Below are 19431 nucleotides of genomic sequence, written 5' to 3'. Positions count from 1 at the left end.
CGACATCGAAGCCATGTTCGACAAGATTCTGATCGCCAACCGCGGCGAAATCGCGTGCCGAGTCGCCGCGACGTGCAAACGTCTCGGGATCGCGAGCGTCGCCGTCTATTCCGACGCGGACGCGAACGCGAAACACGTGGCCGCATGCGACGAAGCCGTGCACATCGGCGGTTCGGCCGCCGCGGACAGCTACCTGCGCATCGAGCGCATCATCGAAGCCGCGCGCGCGACCGGCGCGCAGGCGATCCACCCGGGCTACGGCTTCCTGTCGGAGAACGAGGATTTCGCGCATGCGTGCAAAGCGGCCGGCATCGTCTTCATCGGGCCGCCGGTCGACGCGATCGCGGCGATGGGGTCGAAGGCAGCCGCGAAGGCGCTGATGCATGCGGCTGCCGTACCGCTCGTGCCGGGCTATCACGGCGACGACCAGGATGCTGGCAACCTGCATCGCGAAGCCGACGAAATCGGCTATCCGGTGCTGCTGAAGGCGAGCGCGGGCGGTGGCGGCAAGGGGATGCGCGTGGTCGAGCGCTCCGACGATTTCCCGGCGGCGCTCGCGTCGTGCCAGCGCGAAGCCGCGAGCAGCTTCGGCAACGACCGCGTGCTGATCGAGAAATACCTGACGCGCCCGCGCCACGTCGAAGTGCAGGTATTCGGCGACACGCTCGGCAATACCGTGTACCTGTTCGACCGCGACTGCTCGGTGCAGCGCCGTCACCAGAAGGTGCTCGAGGAAGCGCCGGCGCCGGGCCTGCCCGACGACCTGCGCCGCGCGATGGGCGAGGCGGCCGTCGCGGCGGCGCGCGCGGTCGGCTATGTCGGCGCGGGCACGGTCGAATTCATCATGACGGGCGACGCGTTCTACTTCATGGAAATGAACACGCGCCTGCAGGTCGAGCATCCGGTCACCGAAATGGTCACCGGGCTCGATCTCGTCGAATGGCAACTGCGCGTCGCGTCCGGCGAGCCGCTGCCGCTGAAGCAGGACGAGCTGCGCGTGCAGGGCCATGCGCTCGAGGCGCGTCTCTATGCGGAGAACCCGGCGCGCGGCTTCCTGCCGTCGACGGGCACGCTGAAACACTTGCGGCTGCCGGCCGGCGTCGAGTTCTCGATCGGCGCAGCGGTGCGCGTCGACAGCGGCGTGCGCGAGGGCGATGCGATCACGCCGTTTTACGATCCGATGATCGCGAAGCTGATCGTTCACGGCGCGGACCGCGCGGAAGCGCTGAGCCTGATGCTGCGGGCGCTGCGTGCTTGCGAAGTGGTCGGCCTGCACACGAACGCGGCATTCCTGCAGCGCATCGTTGCGTGCGAACCGTTCGCGTCGGCCGATCTCGACACCGGGCTGATCGAGCGCAACCACGATGCGCTGTTCGCGCCGCAACAGCCGCCGCGCGCGATGCTCGCGCTCGCCTGCGCGGCGCTGCTCGCGCGTGAGCGCGGCGCGGCCGCGCAGGGTTCGTCGCCGTGGGGCGCATTGCCGGACTGGCGGCTGAACGGCGGCTATCGCCGCACGCTCGAATGGCATGCGGCCGATCGCGAAGCGGAGGTGACGGTCACGTACGAGGACGACGGCGCCGGCGCACGTATCGCGACCGGCGACGCGGCCGCGCAACCGTTCACGTGGACGCGCGGCGCCACGCCGCTCGATTTCGACGTGACGCTCGGCGGCGTGCGCAGCAGCGGCCGCGTGTATGCGGACGGCGACACGTTCCATGTGTTCACGCAGGGCACGTCGGAAACGTTCGAATGGCGCAACCTGCTCGCGCATGCGGGCGATACGGAGCAGGGCGGCGGCCGCCTGACCGCGCCGATGCCCGGCAAGGTGATCGCGGTGCTGGTCGAGCCGGGCCAGAAGGTCGAAGCGGGCACGCCGCTGATCGTGATGGAAGCGATGAAGATGGAGCACACGATCGGCGCGCCGAGCGCGGGCGTCGTTGCGGAAGTGCTGTACGGTGTCGGCGACCAGGTCGCGGATGGCGCGCAGTTGCTGATGATGGCGGAAGGCTGAGCAGCGCCTTCTCGCTGTGAACGGGCCGGCTGCCTTGGCTGCCGGCCCAAAAAAACCGCGTTGCGCTTCCCCGCGCGACCGCTGTCGAATCGGAACGGCTTCGATCGCGTCGATATCGACATCGACATGCCGAAGCAGTGCGAATCTTTCGATCGCATTACGCTTCAGCCACATCCACTCGCGTCACCGCTCGCGCGCACATCGCGCTACGCTTTCACGCGACACCGTCGTGTAACAAGTCGAACTTAGCATCTCGCGGTCGATATGACCGGTGCACACCCGTGCCCGAGTCACGTCATCACCCCCACGGAGAACCGTTATGCGAAAGTCGGCCCTGCGGCCTTTCGCGGTCGTTTGCCTGATCGCGCTGACAGCACTCCTCGGCGCGTGCAACGACGACCTGACTGCACCCGCCGCACCCGTCGCGCAGCAGAAGGCCGCATGCGGCGGCGCTGTCGTCGCCACCGCGCAGATGCACTGCCCGCCGGGTTTCACTGCACCGGCATCCTCGCCCGCTTCCTGATACCGGCCGTTTCCACCAGAAATCCAATCAAGAGCAACCAGCATGGCCACCCATTCGCGACGCGATTTTCTGAAGTTCTCCGCCGGCCTCGCCGGCGCGACCGCCGCCACCGCACTGCTTCCCGAGTCGATCCGCAAGGCGCTGGCAATCGAGCCGAATTCCGTGACGGGCACGATCCAGGACGTGCAGCACATCGTCGTGTTCATGCAGGAGAACCGCTCGTTCGACCACTACCTCGGTCACCTGAGCGGTGTGCGCGGTTACAACGACCGCTTCCCGGTCACGCTGCCGAACGGCAAGCCCGTATGGTTCCAGCCGCGGCAGGAGGACAAGACGAGCGTGATCGCGCCGTTCCGCTACGACACGACCAACCCGGGCGTCAACGCGCAATGTATCGGCGGCCTGCCGCATACGTGGGCGACGACGCACGGCGCGATCGACAACGGCCGCGCTGACCAGTGGGCCGTGCAGAAGTCGAACATGACGATGGGCTATCACGTTCGCGACGACATCCCGTTCCATTACGCGCTCGCGGATGCGTTCACGGTGTGCGACAACTACTTCTGCTCGATTCCGGGCAACACGCACCCGAACCGCATGTACCTGATGACGGGCATGGTCGATCCGCTCGGCACGGGCGGCGGCCCGCTGCTCGACAACACCGACTACATCGACAACCAGTTCGACAAGATCCAGTTGCCGCCCTTCAGCTGGACGACCTACCCGGAGCGCCTCGAAAAGGCCGGCATCTCGTGGCAGGTCTACCAACAGGGCACCGGGTTCGACAACTTCACTGGCAACTACGGCACGAACATGCTCGCGTGCTTCAACAACTTCGTGAATGCGCCGGCCGGTTCGTCGCTGCAGACGCGCGGGATGAGCACGCGGCCGATCACGCAGTTGAAGGCCGACGTGCAGGCCAACGCGCTGCCGCAGGTCTCGTGGCTGCTGCCGCCCGCCGCGTATTCGGAGCATCCGAAGTTCACGCCGCTGTACGGCGCGTACTACCTGTCGACGATCCTCGATGCGCTGACGTCGAATCCCGAGGTGTGGAGCAAGACCGTCCTGCTGATCATGTACGACGAGAACGACGGCTTCTTCGACCACGTCGTGCCGCCGTCGGCCCCGACGCTGCCGGGCTCGGGCATGAGCACCGTGGATGTGTCGCTCGAGCGGCACAACGTCGTGACGTCGACGCAGACCGGCACGTATACGGCCGACAACCTGCCGTACGGCCTCGGCCCGCGCGTGCCGATGTTCGTCGTGTCGCCGTGGTCGAAGGGCGGTTTCGTCTGCTCGCAGGTGTTCGATCACACGTCGGTGCTGCAATTCATCGAGAAGCGCTTCGGCGTAATGGAAACCAACATCTCGCCGTGGCGCCGGGCGATCTGCGGCGACCTGACGTCGGCGCTCGACTTTTCGAAATCGGATGTCTCACTGCCATCGCTGCCGAGCACGCAGGCGTACGTCGCGCAGGCGGACCTGCAATGCTCGCGCGCGTCGTCGCAGACAGCACCGGCCAGCACCGCGCAGCAGGTCGTGACGGCGCAGGAATCCGGCACGCGGCCGGCTCGCGCGCTGCCGTACGAACTGCACGTGACGGGCCAGCTCCAGGCGCAAGGTTATGCGGTGACGTTTGCGAATTCGGGCACGCAGGGTGCGCACTTCTGGGTCTATACGGGCGATCCGACCGCGATGCCGCGCCGTTATACGGTCGAGGCCGGCAAGCAGCTGACCGATACGTGGGCGCTCGATGCGAACGGCAACTACCTGGTGAGCGTGTGGGGGCCGAACGGCTATTTCCGGCGCTTTGCGGGTTCGGCCGCCGCGGATGCTGCTGCGAAGCCGGAAATCACGCCGTGTTACGACGTGGCGAACGGCGACGTCTACGTGACGATCGCCAATGCGGGCAGCGGCACGCTCACGGTCACGGCGACCGATGTCGCGTACGGCGGCGCGGCGCGCACGCTGACGATCCCGGCGGGGCAGCGCATCGAAGCGCACTGGGACCTGTCGTGCAGCAGCCAGTGGTACGACCTGCAGTTCGCGGTGGCGGGCAATGCCGGCTGGACGCGCCGCATCGCGGGGCACGTCGAAACCGGCAAGGCCAGCATCACCGACCCGGCGGCCGTGGCGCCGACGATCACGCCGATCTGACGGCAGCCGGTACGACGATGCGCCGGCCGGCTGAATCCGGCCGGCGCGTCGCCTTCGAGGTATCGATGCCGAAGCGGTGGCGTCAGCGCAGCAGGCCGTCGTCGTGCGCCATCACCAGCGCGCGCATCGCGGACCACATGCCGAAGTAATGCACGATGTAGCTGTCCGCACGGCGGAACAGCCAGGGCGTGTTGAAGCTGACGAGATCGGTCACGCCTTCGCCGTGCAACTGCCCGTCGTGCGCCATCGCGCGAATGAAATGCAACTGGTCGCCGTCGCTCGCATAGACGCTCGAGCGGTCGTGCAGCGCGGCGATCGTCGTCATCAGGTCGCGCAGCATCGCGTCGTTGCGTTCGGTGCGGCGGAATGCCATCACGCCGGAGTTGAACGCCCACTGGCCGATATCCTGCGCGAGCAGCCAGTCGCGCCCTTCGAGCAGTGGCTCGAGCGGTTGGTGCTGGTTCGCGATCAGCACGTCGGCATCGAGCCACACGACCCAGTCATGATGCTGCAGGTACGCATGCAGCAGCCACGGCTTGAACCAGTTGCCCGTCGCGTTCAACCCGATCTCGGCGGGAATGTCGCGATGCACGTAGAGCGTGTAGCCGTGCGCATCGCAGTAGCGCCGGAAATTGCGCTCGGCGACGCGTGCGTAGCTGCCGATATTCGGCGTGTACAGCATCATCAGCGCGATCGGGCGGCCGGGGTTGTACGTGCAGCGCTCGGCGGCTTCGTCCGGTGCGGCGACGTCGTGATCGAACGAGAACATCGGCTGGCCGGCGGCGCGGCATCGATTGATGTACGCGACGAGCATGTCGCGGAAACGCGGCGTCGCGCCCTTGCGTTCGGGATCGTGAGGTGTGTCGTCGATGCTGATCGCGAACGTCGGTTCGCGGCTCCACATCGGATCGAGGTGGGGGCCGCACGGCATGACGGCGTACAGCCCGTCGATCAATGTCATGTAGGGATGCGTGTCGAGCCCGGCGAACAGCGCGGCCTCCGACGTCGGCCTCGGCTCGCTGCCGAGCTTGCAGCGCTGCACGAGCTGCATCACGATCGCGCGCACGTCCGCGGTGTTGCGCCAGATCTGCACGTCGACCTGCGGCAGCGGCGGCGCGAACGCGTCGACCAGCAGCATGTCGCGCCCGGCCATCAGGCGCTCGAGCGCGACGGGCTCGATGATTGCCGCATCTTCGCCGAGCAGCAGCACGAGTTCGTCGGGCTGCGCGTGGCGCAGCACCTGGAGCAACGATTCGTAGCGGTACAGTGGCCGCAACGGCATGGCCTGCGGCATCGCGGACGCGTCGACGATCTCGTGGCGATAGCCGTGCACCTGCGCGTAGCAGCGGTGATTCTCGAGGCTGGCGGGTGCGGGCTGGCTGAAATGGCTGAGGACGATCATCGCGCGCTCCGCAGGCGGGAAAGCGGCCTGCGCCGCAAGCGTTCGCCGAAGCGGCGCAGCAATCCCGGCAGCTCGCGAATGGCCTGCGCGGTATTGTTCAGCTGCGGACCCCACCCGGACACGCTTTCCTGCGAGTGCCACCGCCGTTCGTCGTGGATCTTCCGGAAGACTTGCGCGGCATCGTGGTCCATTCTGTCAGCCTTTCTTGTAATCGTGGTGTGGCGTGGTCGTGTGTTGCCCGTTCGAGCCCCCGGAAAAGCCGGCCGACTGGCGGCGCGGCGGGTGGCACGAGTATCGCATAACGGTCCGGCGGATTTGCACGGCCGGGGCGGGCGCTGACCATCCCTGACAGTGTGCGGCCGGTGCTCCGCTAGAATGCCGGGTTGGTCGCCGCCGCTTGACGCGGGCGGCGCTTCGCGCGCTACACTGCGCCATGCCACTCCTCTCCAACCTTCCATCCTGCCGACGATGACGTCTCCTGTCCTGAACGGCCTGCGCATCGGTATCACGATCGGACTGCGTGCCCCCGACGAAAGCCTGTGGATCAACGGCATCAAGCAGAACGCGCTGTTTCTTGCGAAGCTGCTGATGGCGTCGCCGCACGGCTACCGCGTGACGCTGGTCAACACCACCGATGTGCCGCTCACCGATGCGCTGCCCTGGGATCGCAGCGTCTTCGACACGCGCACGTTCGACGACATGAAGGATTCGCTCGACGTGGTGATCGAACTCGGCGGCCAGGTCAACGGGGAGCAGACGGCCTACCTGAAGGCGCGCGGCGCGAAGCTCGTCAGCTACTGCTGCGGCGTCGAGTACATCAACGTGATGGAATCGATGCTGTTCGGCCGCCGACTGTGGGATTCGCTGTTCATCAACCGCGGCTACGACGAGGTGTGGGCGATTCCGCAGATCGCACCCTCGTCGTTGCCGTTCCTGCAGTCGCTGCGCCGCTGCCCGGGGCGCGTCGTGCCGTTCGTGTGGGATCCGATGTTCCTGAGCGCGCGTGCCGCGTCGCTGCCCGGGCACGGTGAATACCGGCCACGCAGCGAGCCCGGCAAGCGGCTGACGGTGATGGAGCCGAACCACGACGTGGTGAAGTTCTGCGTGTATCCGATGCTGATCATCGACGAAGCGTATCGGCGAGACCCCGACGCGATCTGCTTCACGCACGTGACGAACGCCCTCCATCTCGCACATGACAGCCCCGAGTTCGTGATGCTGATGAATTACCTGGACATCGTGCGCGCGGGCAAGGCGAGCTTCGTCGGCCGCTTCGAGACGCCGCTGTTCCTGGCCGACCTGACCGACATCGTCGTGTCGCACCAGTGGTCGAATCCGCTGAACTACTTCTATTTCGACGTGTGCTGGCAGGGCTATCCGCTCGTGCACAACGCGAGCCTTGCGCCCGATCTCGGCTACTACTATCCGGACAACGACGTGCAGCAGGGCGCCGATGCGCTGCTGCGTGCGCTGCATACGCACGACGACGACTGGGAAGCGTACACGCGGCGCCAGCGCGAGATCCTCGGCCGCTATACGTCGGCGAATCCGGCGCTCGTCGCCGAATACGACGGGCTGCTCGCGAACCTGATCGGCGCATCGGCCGTATAAGGCCGATTTTCCACGGCGGACATTCATTGCGCCGCCGGCCGCCATCGGGGTTGTCCCGCCCTAATGTCTGACGAAATAATGCCGTTAAAAAAGAAACCGTCGAACCCGATCGGTTCGACGGTTTTGAAGGCACGAAATTGACGGCTCCGAGGGAAGTCCGTCAGAAATAATTTTATAGGTTAACAAGTCTTGAAGATTGTTAAACATGTTTCAATCCATAATCATCACATAAATAAAACTTGATATTATTGATTCCACGCAGTGGATTCTGTTTTGAGATTTAATAATGTCGTTTGAGACGTGAAAATTGAATGCTGCGATGATCGAATGATGAGCGGCGGCCGGTTTTCGCTGGATGGCGGCCCGAGCTGGAAGCCGTTGCTGCAAGCTCGTTCATCACGGGTTCGCGGCATTTCTCGGGCCTGTATTTGTCTGATCAATTAATGATTTCCCGATTTGCAGTGCTGTAATATCGTGAAAGAAATGGATTCGGATAAAGCTGTCTGAGTGGCGAAAATAAACGATCTGGATTCGGGGTTTCGTACTTTGTGTTGTGTAACCTGTCGCACTGTCGACATGGTTCGTGCATGGTGTATTGGCAGTTACTGAATATCGTTGAAAATATCGAATTTGACGGCGCGCCGAAGCGAAAAGTACGCTCCCGGAAAAAATCGACATAACAGGATGGGCCGGGTAGGCGGCGGAGCGCGTCAGGATCGGTTTGCTCCGCATATTTGTTGAGGTCGAGCCGCGATCGGCGGCTCGCCATTTGCCGGAGCGCCGGATGAATGCGGTCGAAGCTCGCCTTGAGGCGAATCGGGAAGCGAATCGAGACGAAATCGATCTCGTGTTCGGCGCCCCCGACCATCATGCCGACCTCGCGTCGGTACGCAGTTTCGTGGAAAGCCGGCTCGGGTTCGCACATGAGCCGGTGTGCCGGGCCGACCTGTCGGGCGGTGTGCTGTACCAGGAGCGCCTGGCGCGGCTGCGGTGGGGCGAGCGCGATGCGCTGCCGCCGCTCGCGTTCCTGCCGCGCCTCGAGGCGCTCGGGCTGATGCGCTGGTTCGACCGGCTCGTGGTCGGCCGGACGATCGACGCGCTGCGCGCCGATCCGGCTGCGGTGTACGGGTGCAACGTCGGGGCGGTGAGCGCGGTCGTCGACGACGCGTGGCTGGCGATCTTCAGACGGCTCGAGCGCGAGCCGTCGGTGGCGGCGCGGCTGGTGGTCGAGATCACGGAGACAGGGCCGCTGAACCCTGTCGCGGGCCGGTCGTTCGTGAACCGCTTCCAGCAGGCCGGTTGCCGGATCGCGATCGACGATTTCGGCGTCGGTTTCAGCGCATTGAACAGTCTGGTGGTCGGCAATCCCGACATCGTGAAGCTCGACCGGTCGATCCTGTCGATGATCAAACGCAACGCGATCGGGCGCTACCAGTTCCGCAGGTTGATCGCGTTCGCGCACGAAGGGGCGCGGCACGTCGTCGTCGAAGGCGTGGAGAGCGAGATCGACCGGCAGATCATCTTGGATGCCGGTGTCGCTTGGGCGCAGGGCATCCGCTTTTCATGGCGGTCGCCGGCCGCCGCGTGACGGCGCGAGAGCAGGTGCAGCAGGACGAATCGCAAAGGGGTGTGGCATGGCGGGGACGAAGGCCGGAGTCGGAACGGGCACGCAGGCAACCGATGCGCGCGAGCTGGTCGCGATCGCCGAGCTGGCCGACATGCTGTGGCAACTGGGCGCCGAGTCGACCGATGTGCCGATCGACGTCGCGCCGTATCTCGACGGCCTGAAGGCCATTGCGCGTCGCATTCAGCGGATGAAGCCGCTCGATGCCAACGGCTGCGAACTGGCGGCGCGGCACTATTACGCGGGTGTCATTGCCGGCGCGTGCGGCAACGATTCGGCGATCGCACGCGGCGTGTCCGATAGTCTCGTCAAGCCATCTGGCGGCGTCAGCCGGCCGGCGGCGCGTTGCTTCGCAGTGCTCGCGCGGATGGGCCGGTGGCATGGCCGTACGTTCGCCGCACAGAGCGGTGATCGGGTGCTGGTCTAGCGCCTGTTCACGCCCGTCACGGGCCCCGGCGCAGCGCGAGACGCGCGGCCCGCGCCGGCATCATCCGCACACAGCGGCCCCGATTCGCATCCCGTCGCTCAATCCTTCCCGAAACCGCCGAGCACCAGCGCCATCGCGCGATCGACCGCGTCGTCCCATTGCCCGACGTGCGCGGCGCGCACGATCCGGATGCCGGGATAGAGCGCGGTGCGTGACCCGATTTCCCAGCGTGCATCGGCCTTCGGGCTGAGCAGCAGCACGGCCGGCACGCCGAGTGCGCCGGCGAGGTGGATGTGCGCGGTGCAGGTGGTCACCACGGCATCCAGCGCCAGCATCAGCGCCGCCAGGTCGCTGAAGTCGCCGATCGCGTGTTGCGGGAACGTCACCGGCAGGTCCGATTGCTCGGACTGTGCGGAAAGATCCCGGTTGATGCAGTACGCGGCGTAGCCGTGCATCCGCGTCAGCGGCGCGAGGTCGCGAAGGCTGGCCGCGCGATGGAAGCGCGCGTCGCTTTCGTCGCGCCCGCGCCAGTTGAGCCCGATGCGGCGCGTACCGGCGGCATGGCCGTCGCGCTGCACGCGCTCGCGCCACTTGGCGGCGTGTGCGGGCGGGCACGACAGGTACGCGGTCGCCGATCCATTGGGCGCCGGTGCGTAGCCGAATTGCGCGGCGAGCACCAGGAACGAACACCAGTAGTCGTGCGCGATCTGCGACGTGTCGACCCACGCGCCGTGCGCACCGATGAATTCGATGTGCGGGAACGTGTGACGCAGCAGGCCCGTCAGCGCGTCCGGAACGACGACGGTCACGCTCGTGCAGCCGAGCGTGTCGAGCGCGCCCAGGTAGCGCGCGTACTGGAGCTGGTCGCCGACGCCGCCGTAGCTGAGCACCAGCAGCCGCTTGCCGTGCAGCGGCTGGCCCTGGTAGAGCCGCTCCGTCGGCAGCCCGAACTGCGCGGCGGTGAGCACGTTTTCGCTGGCAATCGTGGCGCGGGCTGCCTCGTCGCGCCGGCCGGCGCGCAGCAGCAGCTCGGAACGCGCCAGCTCGATGCGGCCGCGCGTCGCGTCCGGTAGCGCGGCCGGATCGCCAAAGCGCTCGAGTGCCGCCAGCCCGGCATCGGGCGCACCGGCGAAGCCGTAGCACGACGCGAGTTGCAGCGCGATCGCATCGTCATCGAGCCCGCGTCCGCGCGCACGTTGCCAGCGTGCAATTGCATGGCCCCACTCGCAGCGCGACTCGTGGTCGAGCGCGCGGTTCCAGTTCGTTTCGGGCGCGTCGGTGTCGGCGGCGGGCGCTGCCGGGTGGCGCGGATCGGTTTCGGCCGTCGCTTCGATCGTGACCTGCTCGACCGAGATGGCCAGCCGCTGCGGGTCCCAGCGCATATTCGGCACGCAAAGCAGGTTCAGCGAGTCGATCCGGTAGAACGTATAGTCGAGGCCGGCAAAGGTGGCGATGATCGGCGCCTCGCCGACTTTCCGGTATTCGATCCAGCACCAGGGCAGATGCGTCTCGATCAGCCGGCGCGCGCCGCGCAGCGCGTCGAGCTCCATGCCTTCGATGTCGAGCTTCAGGAAATCCAGCCGCGGCAGGCCGAGCGAGTCGAGCCTGACGACCAGTGTCGGCGTGCCGCCTTCCGCGTGCGCGTCGACGAGCGAGACCTGGCCGAAGTCGGCGTCCTGCCCGTAGTCGACGTCGGGGACTTTCATCGTGCCGTTGGCGCCGGCCAGCCCCATGTTCAGCAGGTGGACGTTGTCGAGCTGGTTGAGCGCGACGGTGCCGCCGAGCGCATGGAACAGCGTGCGCTGCGGTTCGAACGCGTACACGCGGCCGCCGCGCGCACGCAACCGATGGGCGATCGGCACGCATACGAGCCCGGCATTCGCGCCGCCGTCCACGGCGATCGCATCGTCCGGCAACTGGTCGATCACGTGCATGATCGCGTCGAGCTCGACCTGGATGTGCGGCCGCCCCGTCTTGATCAGTGCCTCGGCCTGATGCGCGCAGTGCCGGTTGATGACGAACGGACCGTGAATCGAATCGATCACGACGAAATTGCGGACGGTCTGATTCATGGGCGGTAGCGTGGACGAATGAGGTCAGCCGAGTGCGCGACCGGCGAACAACTGCTGGATCTGCCCGGAGTAAGCGCGAACGTTGTGCTCGGCGAGCGTGTCGACCTGATGCAGGCAGCGGCGGGCCGCGGCCGAGTAGTCGTCGAGCCGCGTGTCGTGCGTTTGCGCGGCGGTCGCGATTGCACGCGCCGCATCGAAGATCTCGAAGTCCGGGTAGTAGTAGCCGACGTCACGCAGGAACGGCGAGTTGTGTACGAGCGGATAGTTGCCGTAAAGCGCGTCGTACAGCAGGTAGTTGAGGCCGTTTTCCCAGTGGTGGGACACGACGATGTCGGTGTGATGCGCGGCCCACGCGACGAACGGCGCGCGCACGTCGGCGGTCGCCTTGCCGTCGCGCACCATCTCGAGCCCGAGGGCGAGATGCTTGAAGGCGACGTTTTCCTTCTTGTCGAACGTGTTGGTCATGTACACGTGCTCGACGAGCTCCGGGTGTTCGACGTAGCACGCGTTCGCGGCGAGCATCGGCACGATCGAGCTTTTCACGACGTTCAGGTTCGGCTCGAAGAACGCGATGCGCTTGGCCGGGCCATGGTTGCGGTAGCCGAAGCGCGCCTTCAGTTCGGGATCGGCGTCGAGGCTGCGCTCGATGAAATACGGCGACCAGATATGCGGCAGTTCGATCACCGGCGCCCTATATACGGCCTGGAAATAGGCCGCGCACGTGTGCATGTGCTGCGGGTTGGTCCAGATCTCGTCGAACTGCACGCGGTGCGGGTTCGGCCGCCAGTCGTTCTTCTCGAAGTTGATCGTCTCGACCGCGATCACGTAGTCGTTGCCGAAGCGATACGACACGCACTTGCCGCCGCGCTGGCGCACGACGTCCGTGTGCGACGGATCGATGAACGCATTCATCTCGATCAGCAGGTCGGTCTGGTGGACGACGGCCGACAGCGGCCGCAGCGCGTCGCCGAACGCGTCCATCATCAGCGCCTGCGGATACTCGGTGATGCCGTTGTCGTGCGCGAGCCAGACTTCGCCGATCAGCGGCGACTGCTTCAGCAGCATGTACAGGTACACGCAATGCTGGTTCGCGCCGTTGTACCAGATCGACTGCGTCGCGTCGCGCTGCACGTTCATCGTTATCGCGACATTGAGTTTCATGATGGCTCCGTGGTGCGAGGCGTTGCGCGGGTTACGGCGTGTAGTTTTGCGACTGGCGCGGCACATAACCGGTCATGTGCCAGCGGCCATCGTCCTCGAGGCGGAAGCTCAGCTTCTCGTAGGCCATTGCGCCGCTCGTCAGCGTGGTGACGTAGTCGACGTTCGCGTAGAGCCCATCGGGTGTCGTCGACGCATTGGTGTAGCGGATCCGCGTGATCTGCGCCCAGCCGCGATGGCGGACCGTACCGACCGACTGGCGTGCACGCTGCATGTCCGACGCGAACTTGTCCTGCTTGATGCGCGCCTTCACGAATGCGGCAGCGTCGGTCCACACCGCGCCGTACTGGCCGGCGTCGAGCTGCTTGAACACGGCGTCCGAGTCGCGGAGCAGCGCGTCGGCCGATTCGCCGTCGGCTTGTGCATGCGCGCCGATCGCGATCGAAGCGAAGGCGCAACCGATCAGCCATTTGGCGCGGGTGAGGGGCGTGCGTGCGGTCATGTCGGAGTCCGGAAGAAGGCGGCGCGTCACGCGTCGCGATAGAGGGTGGCGATCGCGTCCGTATAGGCGGCGACGTTCTCGGGGTTGTAGATACTCACGGAGCTGAGCACGTGCTTCGACTGCTCTCGGTACGCCTCCAGATTCGCGTCGTGCTCGGTGAACGCCTGCAGCAGCGCGCGGCCGCCGGCCTGGCAGTCGAAGTCCGGATAGAAATACCCGGCCTTGCCGAGGAACGGTGAGTTGTGGATCAGCGGATAGTCGCCGTACAGCAACTCGTAGTACAGGTAGTTCTGCGCGTTTTCCCACGTGTGCGACACCACCGCATCGCCGTACGCAGCCATGAACTCGTACACCGCGTAGCGGCTCTCGAACGTCGTGACCCCGTGGTTCACGATGTCGAGGCTCTTGGCGAAGTGGACGAACGTCGTATGCTCCTTCAGGTGGATCGTGTTGCACACGCGCACGTATTCGAGGAATTTCGGATTGGCGCGGTACGCCTCTTCCGTGACCAGCATCGGGATGATGCTCGTCTTCACCATGCAGATGTTCGGCTCGAACATCGTCACGCGCCAGCGCGGCTTGCCGGGCTGATAGCCGAAGGTCAGGCCCGCGCCGAGTGTCGCGCGTGCCTTGTCGAACAGCATGGGATGCCAGATGTGCGGGACGATCGTGACCGGCGCGCGCAGGCCGGTCTGGTAATAGTGCAGGCACGAGCGCTCGAACTCGGGAATCGTCCACACGGCGTCGTACGGCGCGCCCGAGAACAGGAAGCCCGACGGCTTGTTGAACATCGCGCGTTCGATGTCGATCACGTAGTCGTTGCCGACCCGCATCGTGACGACCTTGCCGCCGCGGTCGCGGAATGCGCGCAGGTAGTCCGAGCCGAACTGCGCACTCATTTCGATCAGCACGTCGCAGCGTTCCAGCGCTTCGTCCATCGACAGCAGCGGCACGTCCCACTCGCCGAGCATCATCTGCGGATCGGCGACCTGTTCGCCGCCGTTCACCATCACGGCTTCCGCGACGAGCGGCGACTGGCGCAGCAGCAGGATCAGCAGCAGGCAGTTCTGGAAAATGCCGTTTTCCCACAGCGACTGGCCGGCGCCGCGCACGAACAGCGAAACGCCGACGACGAGACGCTTGCCCTCGCCGGGCGCTTGACGGGCATTGGAGTCCGACATGCGTATGCTCCGGTTCAGGCGACCAGACGCGAGACAAACGCGTCGAGGTTCGCGGGGTTGTCGATCGAGACCGACTGCAGCAGCCGGCCGGCTTTCGCGCGGTAATCGTCGAGGCGTTCGTCGTGATGCAGCCACGCGTCGAGCAGGGCGCGGCCGCCCGCGGCGGAGTCGAAGTCCGGGTAGTAATAGCCGGCGTCGCCGATCAGCGTCGAGTTGTGGATCAGCGGATAGCCGCCGTACAGCACGTCGTAATACAGGTAGTTCTGGCCGTTTTCCCAGTGGTGCGACACGACGGCATCCGCGTGGCGCGCCATGAAGCCCGGCAGGTCGAGTCGCGGTTCGAACGTCGCCTTGTGGTGGCGGACGAGATCGAGGCTGTTCGCGAAGTGCACGAAGGTCGAATGCTCCTTCATGTGCATCGCGTTGACGACGAACATGTGCTGCACCGCGTCCGGCCGCGCGCGGTAGAACTCGTCGCATGCCAGCATCGGGTAGTGGCAGGACTTGGCGACCGAGATGTTCGGTTCGAGCATCGCGAGGCGCCACGGACGCTGGCCCGGCCGATAGCCGAACGTCGCGCCTTCGCTTGCGAGCGCAGCCACGCGGCGCTCGAGGAAGTACGGCGACCAGATGTGCGGCATCAGGTGGACGGGCGCGCGCAGGATGGTCTGCAGCATCGGCGCCGCGGTCTTGTCGTATTGCGGCAGCAGCCACACTTCGTCGAACGGCGCGCCGTTGAACACGTGTCCGGACGGTTTCCCGAAGATCGGCGTTTCGCACAGGCCCGCATAGACGTGTCCGCAGAAGAACGCGGTGATCTTCTTGCCGAGCGCCTTCATGTGCCGGAGCCATTCGACGGGCAGCTGCGCGCCCATTTCGATCACGACGTCGAGTTCGTGCGTGACGTCGGAGGGTTTCACCAGCGGGATGTCGAGGCCGTCGAGTTCGAGGCCGGCCGGCAGTGCGTTCGCATCGCCGCCGTTCAGGAAATAGACGGGGCCGACGCGATCCGAGCGCTTGAGCATCATCGCGAGGAACGCGATGTTCTGGTGAATGCCGTTTTCCCAGATCGCCTGGCCGTCGCGCGCAAACAGCGAGATGCCGACGGCGGGCCGTTGCTTGCGGGTGCCGCCCGCGGCGGCTTCATTGATGTCCGTCACCGGTTGGTTTCCTCTGCGGCGTCGTGCGTCCGGGCATCGCGTCGAGCGTCTGGCCTGGAAGCGGCGCGCCGTGGGTTGTCATGGTTGGATTCGCGCCGGTGCGTTGCGGCAGGCGAATCGGGCGACGTGGTTCGCGAGGGCGGCAGCCGGATTCCGGCGTGTCGTCGGGCGCGCCTGGCACGGCGCGCGATTCGGGCAGGCTGCCCCGGCGACTGTCTGCGGCGATTGTGGCATGGAAACCGCCGTTTTTGGCAGGACGTGACGAACTTTGACATACTCGCCGGCCCACGGGAGCGGGGCACCGGCGATGCGGCGCCCGCGTTGTCCGGCGCGGCGCTGGCGGCCTGCCGGATCGGCCGCCGCACCTGCGGCGGCCGGCTGCTCAGTGCTGCAGCCGGATTTCGACGCGGCGGTTGCTCGCGCGGCCTTCGGGCGTCGCGTTCGATGCGACCGGATCGGCCTTGCCGCGGCCCGACACGGTCAGCGCGTCGGTCTTCAGGCCGTGCGCTTTCAGATAGGCGGCGACCGATTCGGCGCGGCGCTTCGACAGCGCGAGGTTGTAGTCGTCGCTGCCCACTGAATCGGTAAAGCCGGTGACGCTCACCTGCGAGTACGTGTGGTCCTTGCGCTCGCTCAGCAGGCGGTCGAGCGATTCGCGCGCGGTCGGCGCGAGCGTCGCGTGGTCGGTCGCGAACAGCGCGTCGCCCGACAGGTTGACCTGTTCGACGACGGCGGTCGCCGGTTCGGCGGCCGAGGCCGCTTCGGCCGGCGCGGCGCCGCACTGGAAGACCAGCGTGGCCGGATCGGATTTGTCGCGCAGCGCGCGGGCCGAGTCGACGGCGCGCACGGGCTGGTCGCCGCAGATCTTTCGGGCGGCCTTCATGCACGTCTGCGGGCCTGACAGCAGGCCGTGGCAGTCCACCTGGAACGTGCGCACGCCGTCGCGCGGCTGCAGTTCGGAAGCGCTGTAGGTCGGGCCGGATGCGGTCGAGCACGCGGCGAGGGCCGTTGCGGAAAGTGCGAGCGCAAGAGCGAGTTTGTTCACGGTTACATCCTCAATGCTTGGGTTGACTGAAGCCCGCCACGGGTTGCGCGGCGGGCTCGTCCGGCCGTCGGGGCCGCCGCCGGCCGTCCGGCTGGCGAGCCGGGCGGCCTGGCGGCGCGACGCGTTACTTCCACTGATACAGCATGCCGGCGCCGATCACCTTCTGACCGCCGCTGAAGCCGCCGTTGATCGACGCCTTCAGGTTCTCCGTGATGCGGGCCTGCATGTTGACTGCCATCGCCTTCTGGCCGAGGAAGGTCGACGTACCCACGCCCATCCCGAAGTTGGCGTCGCGATCGAGCTGCGGGATCGATGCCATCGCGCCGACGGCCGCGATACCCTGCTTCGCCATCTGGTCGGTCTGCTGCAGTTGCGAACCCAGCGAGTTGATCTGCGTCTGCTGGCCCGACAGTGCCGTCGACAGCGTCGTCTGCACCTGCGTCAGCTGGTTCACGTTCACCGCGTCGGTGCCTTGCGTACCCGGCGCGACGTTCGTGATCTGGCGCTGCTGCGTGTCGCTACCGACCGACACCACGTTCGAACGGCCGCCGTCGTTCGAATTCGCGCCGATCGCCACCGAGTTCGAGCCGGCGGTGACGGTCGGGAGGTCGGTGCCCTTGCCGTTCATGTCGGCGGCGATCCCGTTGCTGTTGTTGGCGCGAATCGTGTTGTTGTTGATCGTCGTCGACAGCGAGTTCAACGAGTTGTTGATGTTCGTCACGCCGGTCGACAGCGAGGCCACGTTGCTGTTCGTCGTGCTCAGGCCGGTGGACAGCGAACCGATGCCCGTCGAGGTCGACGTCGACAGCGAGTTGACGTTGCTGTTCGTCGAGCTCAGGCCGGTCGACAGCGAGTTGATCGCGGTCGAGGTCGACGTGGACAGCGAAGCCACGTTGCTGTTGGTCGCACTCAGGCCCGTGGACAGCGAGTTGATGCCGGTCGACAGCGACGCGACATTCGACGCAGTGGAGGTCGACAGTGCATTGACCGCGTTGTTCGTCGCGTTCAGCTGGCTGCCGTTGATCGCGTCCGTGCTCGTGGCCGAGATCCGGCCCGCGGCGACGTTCGTGATCTGGCGTTCCTGGCCCTGTGCACCGACGCTGACCACGCCAACCGGCGAGCTGCCCGCGAAGAAGTACGTGACGCCGCCGATCGTGGCGCTCGAGGTGCCGACGGCCGCAGCCGTGACCGAGTTCGCGCCGAGTGCGACCGAGTTGGCGACGTTCGCTTGCGCGTTCGTGCCGAAGGCGAGCGCGTCGGCGGCCGTGGCCTTGGCGGCCGAGCCGTAGGCCTGTGCGCCGGTGGCGCTGGCCGTGGACTGGCTGCCCAGCGCGATCGTGTTGTCCGCGGTGGCCTGGTTCGAGCTGCCGAGGGCGAGCGCGCTGGCGCCGTTTGCCGTGTTCGCGTTGCCGAGCGCCACTGCGCCGTTGCCGGTCGCCGTGTCGTTCGCGCCCATCGCCACCGCGCCGGTGCCCGTTGCGATGCTCGGGTCGCCGATCGCGACCGCGCCGTCGCCGGACGCCGTGTTGCCGGAGCCGATCGACACGGCCTTGCCGCCCGTTGCCGATGCGTTCTGGCCGATGGCGACCGCACCTGCCGACTGTGCGTTCGAGCCGTCGCCGACAGCCACGCTGCTGGCGCCTGCCGCGCTGGCGTTCACGCCGGCGGCGAGGGCGTTGGTGCCCGTTGCGCCCGTGTTGTCGTAGTTGGCTTGCTGCGTGCCGTTGTCGTTGACGCTGTAGTAGTGCGTCTTCGCGGCGTTGATCGCGGTCGAGGTCGAGGTCGACAGCGACGTCACCGAGCTGTTCGTCGTGCTCAGGCCGGTGGACAGCGAGCCGATGCCGGTCGACGTCGAGGTCGACAGCGACAGGATCGTGCTCTCCGTGCTGCTCAGGCCGGTGGACAGCGAGCTGATGCCGGTCGAGGTCGAGGTCGACAAGGACGTGATCGAGCTCGCGGCCGACGACAGGCCCGTCGAGGTCGAGGTCGACAGCGACGAGATCGAGCTGGTGGCCGAGGACAGGCCGGTCGACGTGGAGGTCGACAGCGAGGTGACCGTGCTGTTGGTCGTGCTCAGACCGGTCGACAGCGAGTTGATGCCGGTCGAAGTCGACGTCGACAGGGACGTGATCGAGCTGTTGGCGGACGACAGGCCGGTCGAGGTCGAGGTCGACAGGGACGTGATCGAGCTGTTCGCCGACGAGAGGCCGGTCGACGTCGAGGTCGACAGCGAGGTGATCGAGCTGTTAGCCGACGACAGGCCCGTCGAGGTCGAAGTCGACAGCGAGGTGATCGAGCTGTTGGCCGACGACAGGCCGGTCGAGGTCGAGGTCGACAGCGAGGTGATCGAGCTGTTAGCCGACGAGAGGCCGGTCGACGTCGAGGTCGACAGCGAAGTGATCGAGCTGTTAGCCGACGACAGGCCGGTCGAGGTCGACGTGGACAGCGAATCGATCGAGCTATTAGCCGACGACAGACCCGTCGACGTCGAAGTCGACAGCGAAGTGATCGAGCTGTTGGCGGACGACAAACCGGTCGAGGTCGAGGTCGACAGCGAG

At 66.3% G+C, this 19431-nt stretch carries 14 protein-coding genes; 5 read left to right on the top strand and 9 right to left on the bottom strand.

All coding sequences use genetic code 11. From position 1 onward, the window contains the following. Positions 1–13: 13 nt before the first annotated feature. A complete protein-coding gene (locus tag U5809_RS30275; RefSeq protein WP_322089204.1) occupies positions 14–2011 on the top strand; it encodes an acetyl/propionyl/methylcrotonyl-CoA carboxylase subunit alpha in 1998 nt (665 codons plus the stop codon). A gap of 565 nt (positions 2012–2576) precedes the next feature. Then, positions 2577–4691, top strand: a complete 2115-nt coding sequence (locus tag U5809_RS30270) for a phosphocholine-specific phospholipase C (RefSeq protein WP_322089203.1) — start codon at positions 2577–2579, stop codon at positions 4689–4691. Between the two features lie 82 nt (positions 4692–4773). Here the strand turns inward: U5809_RS30270 and U5809_RS30265 are convergent, their stop codons facing one another. Together U5809_RS30265 and U5809_RS30260 are read right to left on the bottom strand one after the other, a co-directional pair. Beyond that, a complete protein-coding gene (locus U5809_RS30265; RefSeq protein ID WP_322089202.1) occupies positions 4774–6093 on the bottom strand; it encodes a galactosyl transferase GMA12/MNN10 domain protein in 1320 nt (439 codons plus the stop codon). Continuing rightward, on the bottom strand, positions 6090–6284 hold the full coding sequence (locus U5809_RS30260; RefSeq protein WP_322089201.1) for a hypothetical protein: 195 nt from the start codon (positions 6282–6284) through the stop codon (positions 6090–6092). The genes U5809_RS30265 and U5809_RS30260 overlap by 4 nt, the downstream gene beginning before the upstream one ends. Before the next feature lie 277 nt (positions 6285–6561). Between U5809_RS30260 and U5809_RS30255 the strand changes: the two genes are divergently transcribed. The 3 genes from U5809_RS30255 to U5809_RS30245 all read left to right on the top strand — a co-directional run bounded on the left by U5809_RS30255 (position 6562) and on the right by U5809_RS30245 (position 9755). After that, entirely contained in the window at positions 6562–7704 is a 1143-nt protein-coding gene (locus tag U5809_RS30255) for a DUF2827 domain-containing protein (RefSeq protein ID WP_322089200.1), read from the top strand. Positions 7705–8488: 784 nt separating this feature from the next. Continuing rightward, positions 8489–9292 carry an EAL domain-containing protein gene (locus U5809_RS30250; protein WP_322089199.1) on the top strand — a complete coding sequence of 268 codons (804 nt, stop codon included), beginning with the start codon at positions 8489–8491 and terminating at the stop codon, positions 9290–9292. A 46-nt stretch (positions 9293–9338) separates the two neighbouring features. After that, positions 9339–9755: a hypothetical protein gene (locus U5809_RS30245; protein WP_322089198.1), complete on the top strand. Its 417-nt coding sequence runs from the start codon at positions 9339–9341 to the stop codon at positions 9753–9755. A gap of 98 nt (positions 9756–9853) precedes the next feature. On the opposite strand, the gene U5809_RS30240 is transcribed toward U5809_RS30245, so the two are convergent. From U5809_RS30240 to U5809_RS30210, 7 genes are all read right to left on the bottom strand, one after another. Next, a complete protein-coding gene (locus U5809_RS30240; RefSeq protein ID WP_322089197.1) occupies positions 9854–11827 on the bottom strand; it encodes an FkbM family methyltransferase in 1974 nt (657 codons plus the stop codon). Positions 11828–11851: 24 nt separating this feature from the next. Beyond that, positions 11852–12988 (bottom strand): DUF2827 family protein, encoded by a 1137-nt coding sequence (locus tag U5809_RS30235; protein WP_322089196.1) that lies wholly within the window; start codon positions 12986–12988, stop codon positions 11852–11854. Between the two features lie 31 nt (positions 12989–13019). Then, positions 13020–13487: a DUF4019 domain-containing protein gene (locus U5809_RS30230; RefSeq protein WP_322089195.1), complete on the bottom strand. Its 468-nt coding sequence runs from the start codon at positions 13485–13487 to the stop codon at positions 13020–13022. Positions 13488–13513: 26 nt separating this feature from the next. After that, positions 13514–14668: a DUF2827 domain-containing protein gene (locus U5809_RS30225; protein ID WP_322089194.1), complete on the bottom strand. Its 1155-nt coding sequence runs from the start codon at positions 14666–14668 to the stop codon at positions 13514–13516. A 14-nt stretch (positions 14669–14682) separates the two neighbouring features. Continuing rightward, positions 14683–15828 carry a DUF2827 domain-containing protein gene (locus U5809_RS30220; RefSeq protein WP_322089193.1) on the bottom strand — a complete coding sequence of 382 codons (1146 nt, stop codon included), beginning with the start codon at positions 15826–15828 and terminating at the stop codon, positions 14683–14685. 382 nt (positions 15829–16210) lie between these two features. Continuing rightward, positions 16211–16873, bottom strand: a complete 663-nt coding sequence (locus U5809_RS30215; protein WP_176048464.1) for an OmpA family protein — start codon at positions 16871–16873, stop codon at positions 16211–16213. Between the two features lie 124 nt (positions 16874–16997). After that, positions 16998–19431, bottom strand: a 2434-nt coding sequence (locus U5809_RS30210; RefSeq protein ID WP_322089192.1) for a YadA family autotransporter adhesin, incomplete at its 5' end; no start/stop codon positions are given.

Source organism: Burkholderia sp. BCC1999, from assembly GCF_905339975.1.
GTDB lineage: Bacteria > Pseudomonadota > Gammaproteobacteria > Burkholderiales > Burkholderiaceae > Burkholderia.
The sequence above is the reverse complement of the archived record's forward strand: the minus strand, read 5'-3'. Positions and strand labels throughout refer to the sequence as shown.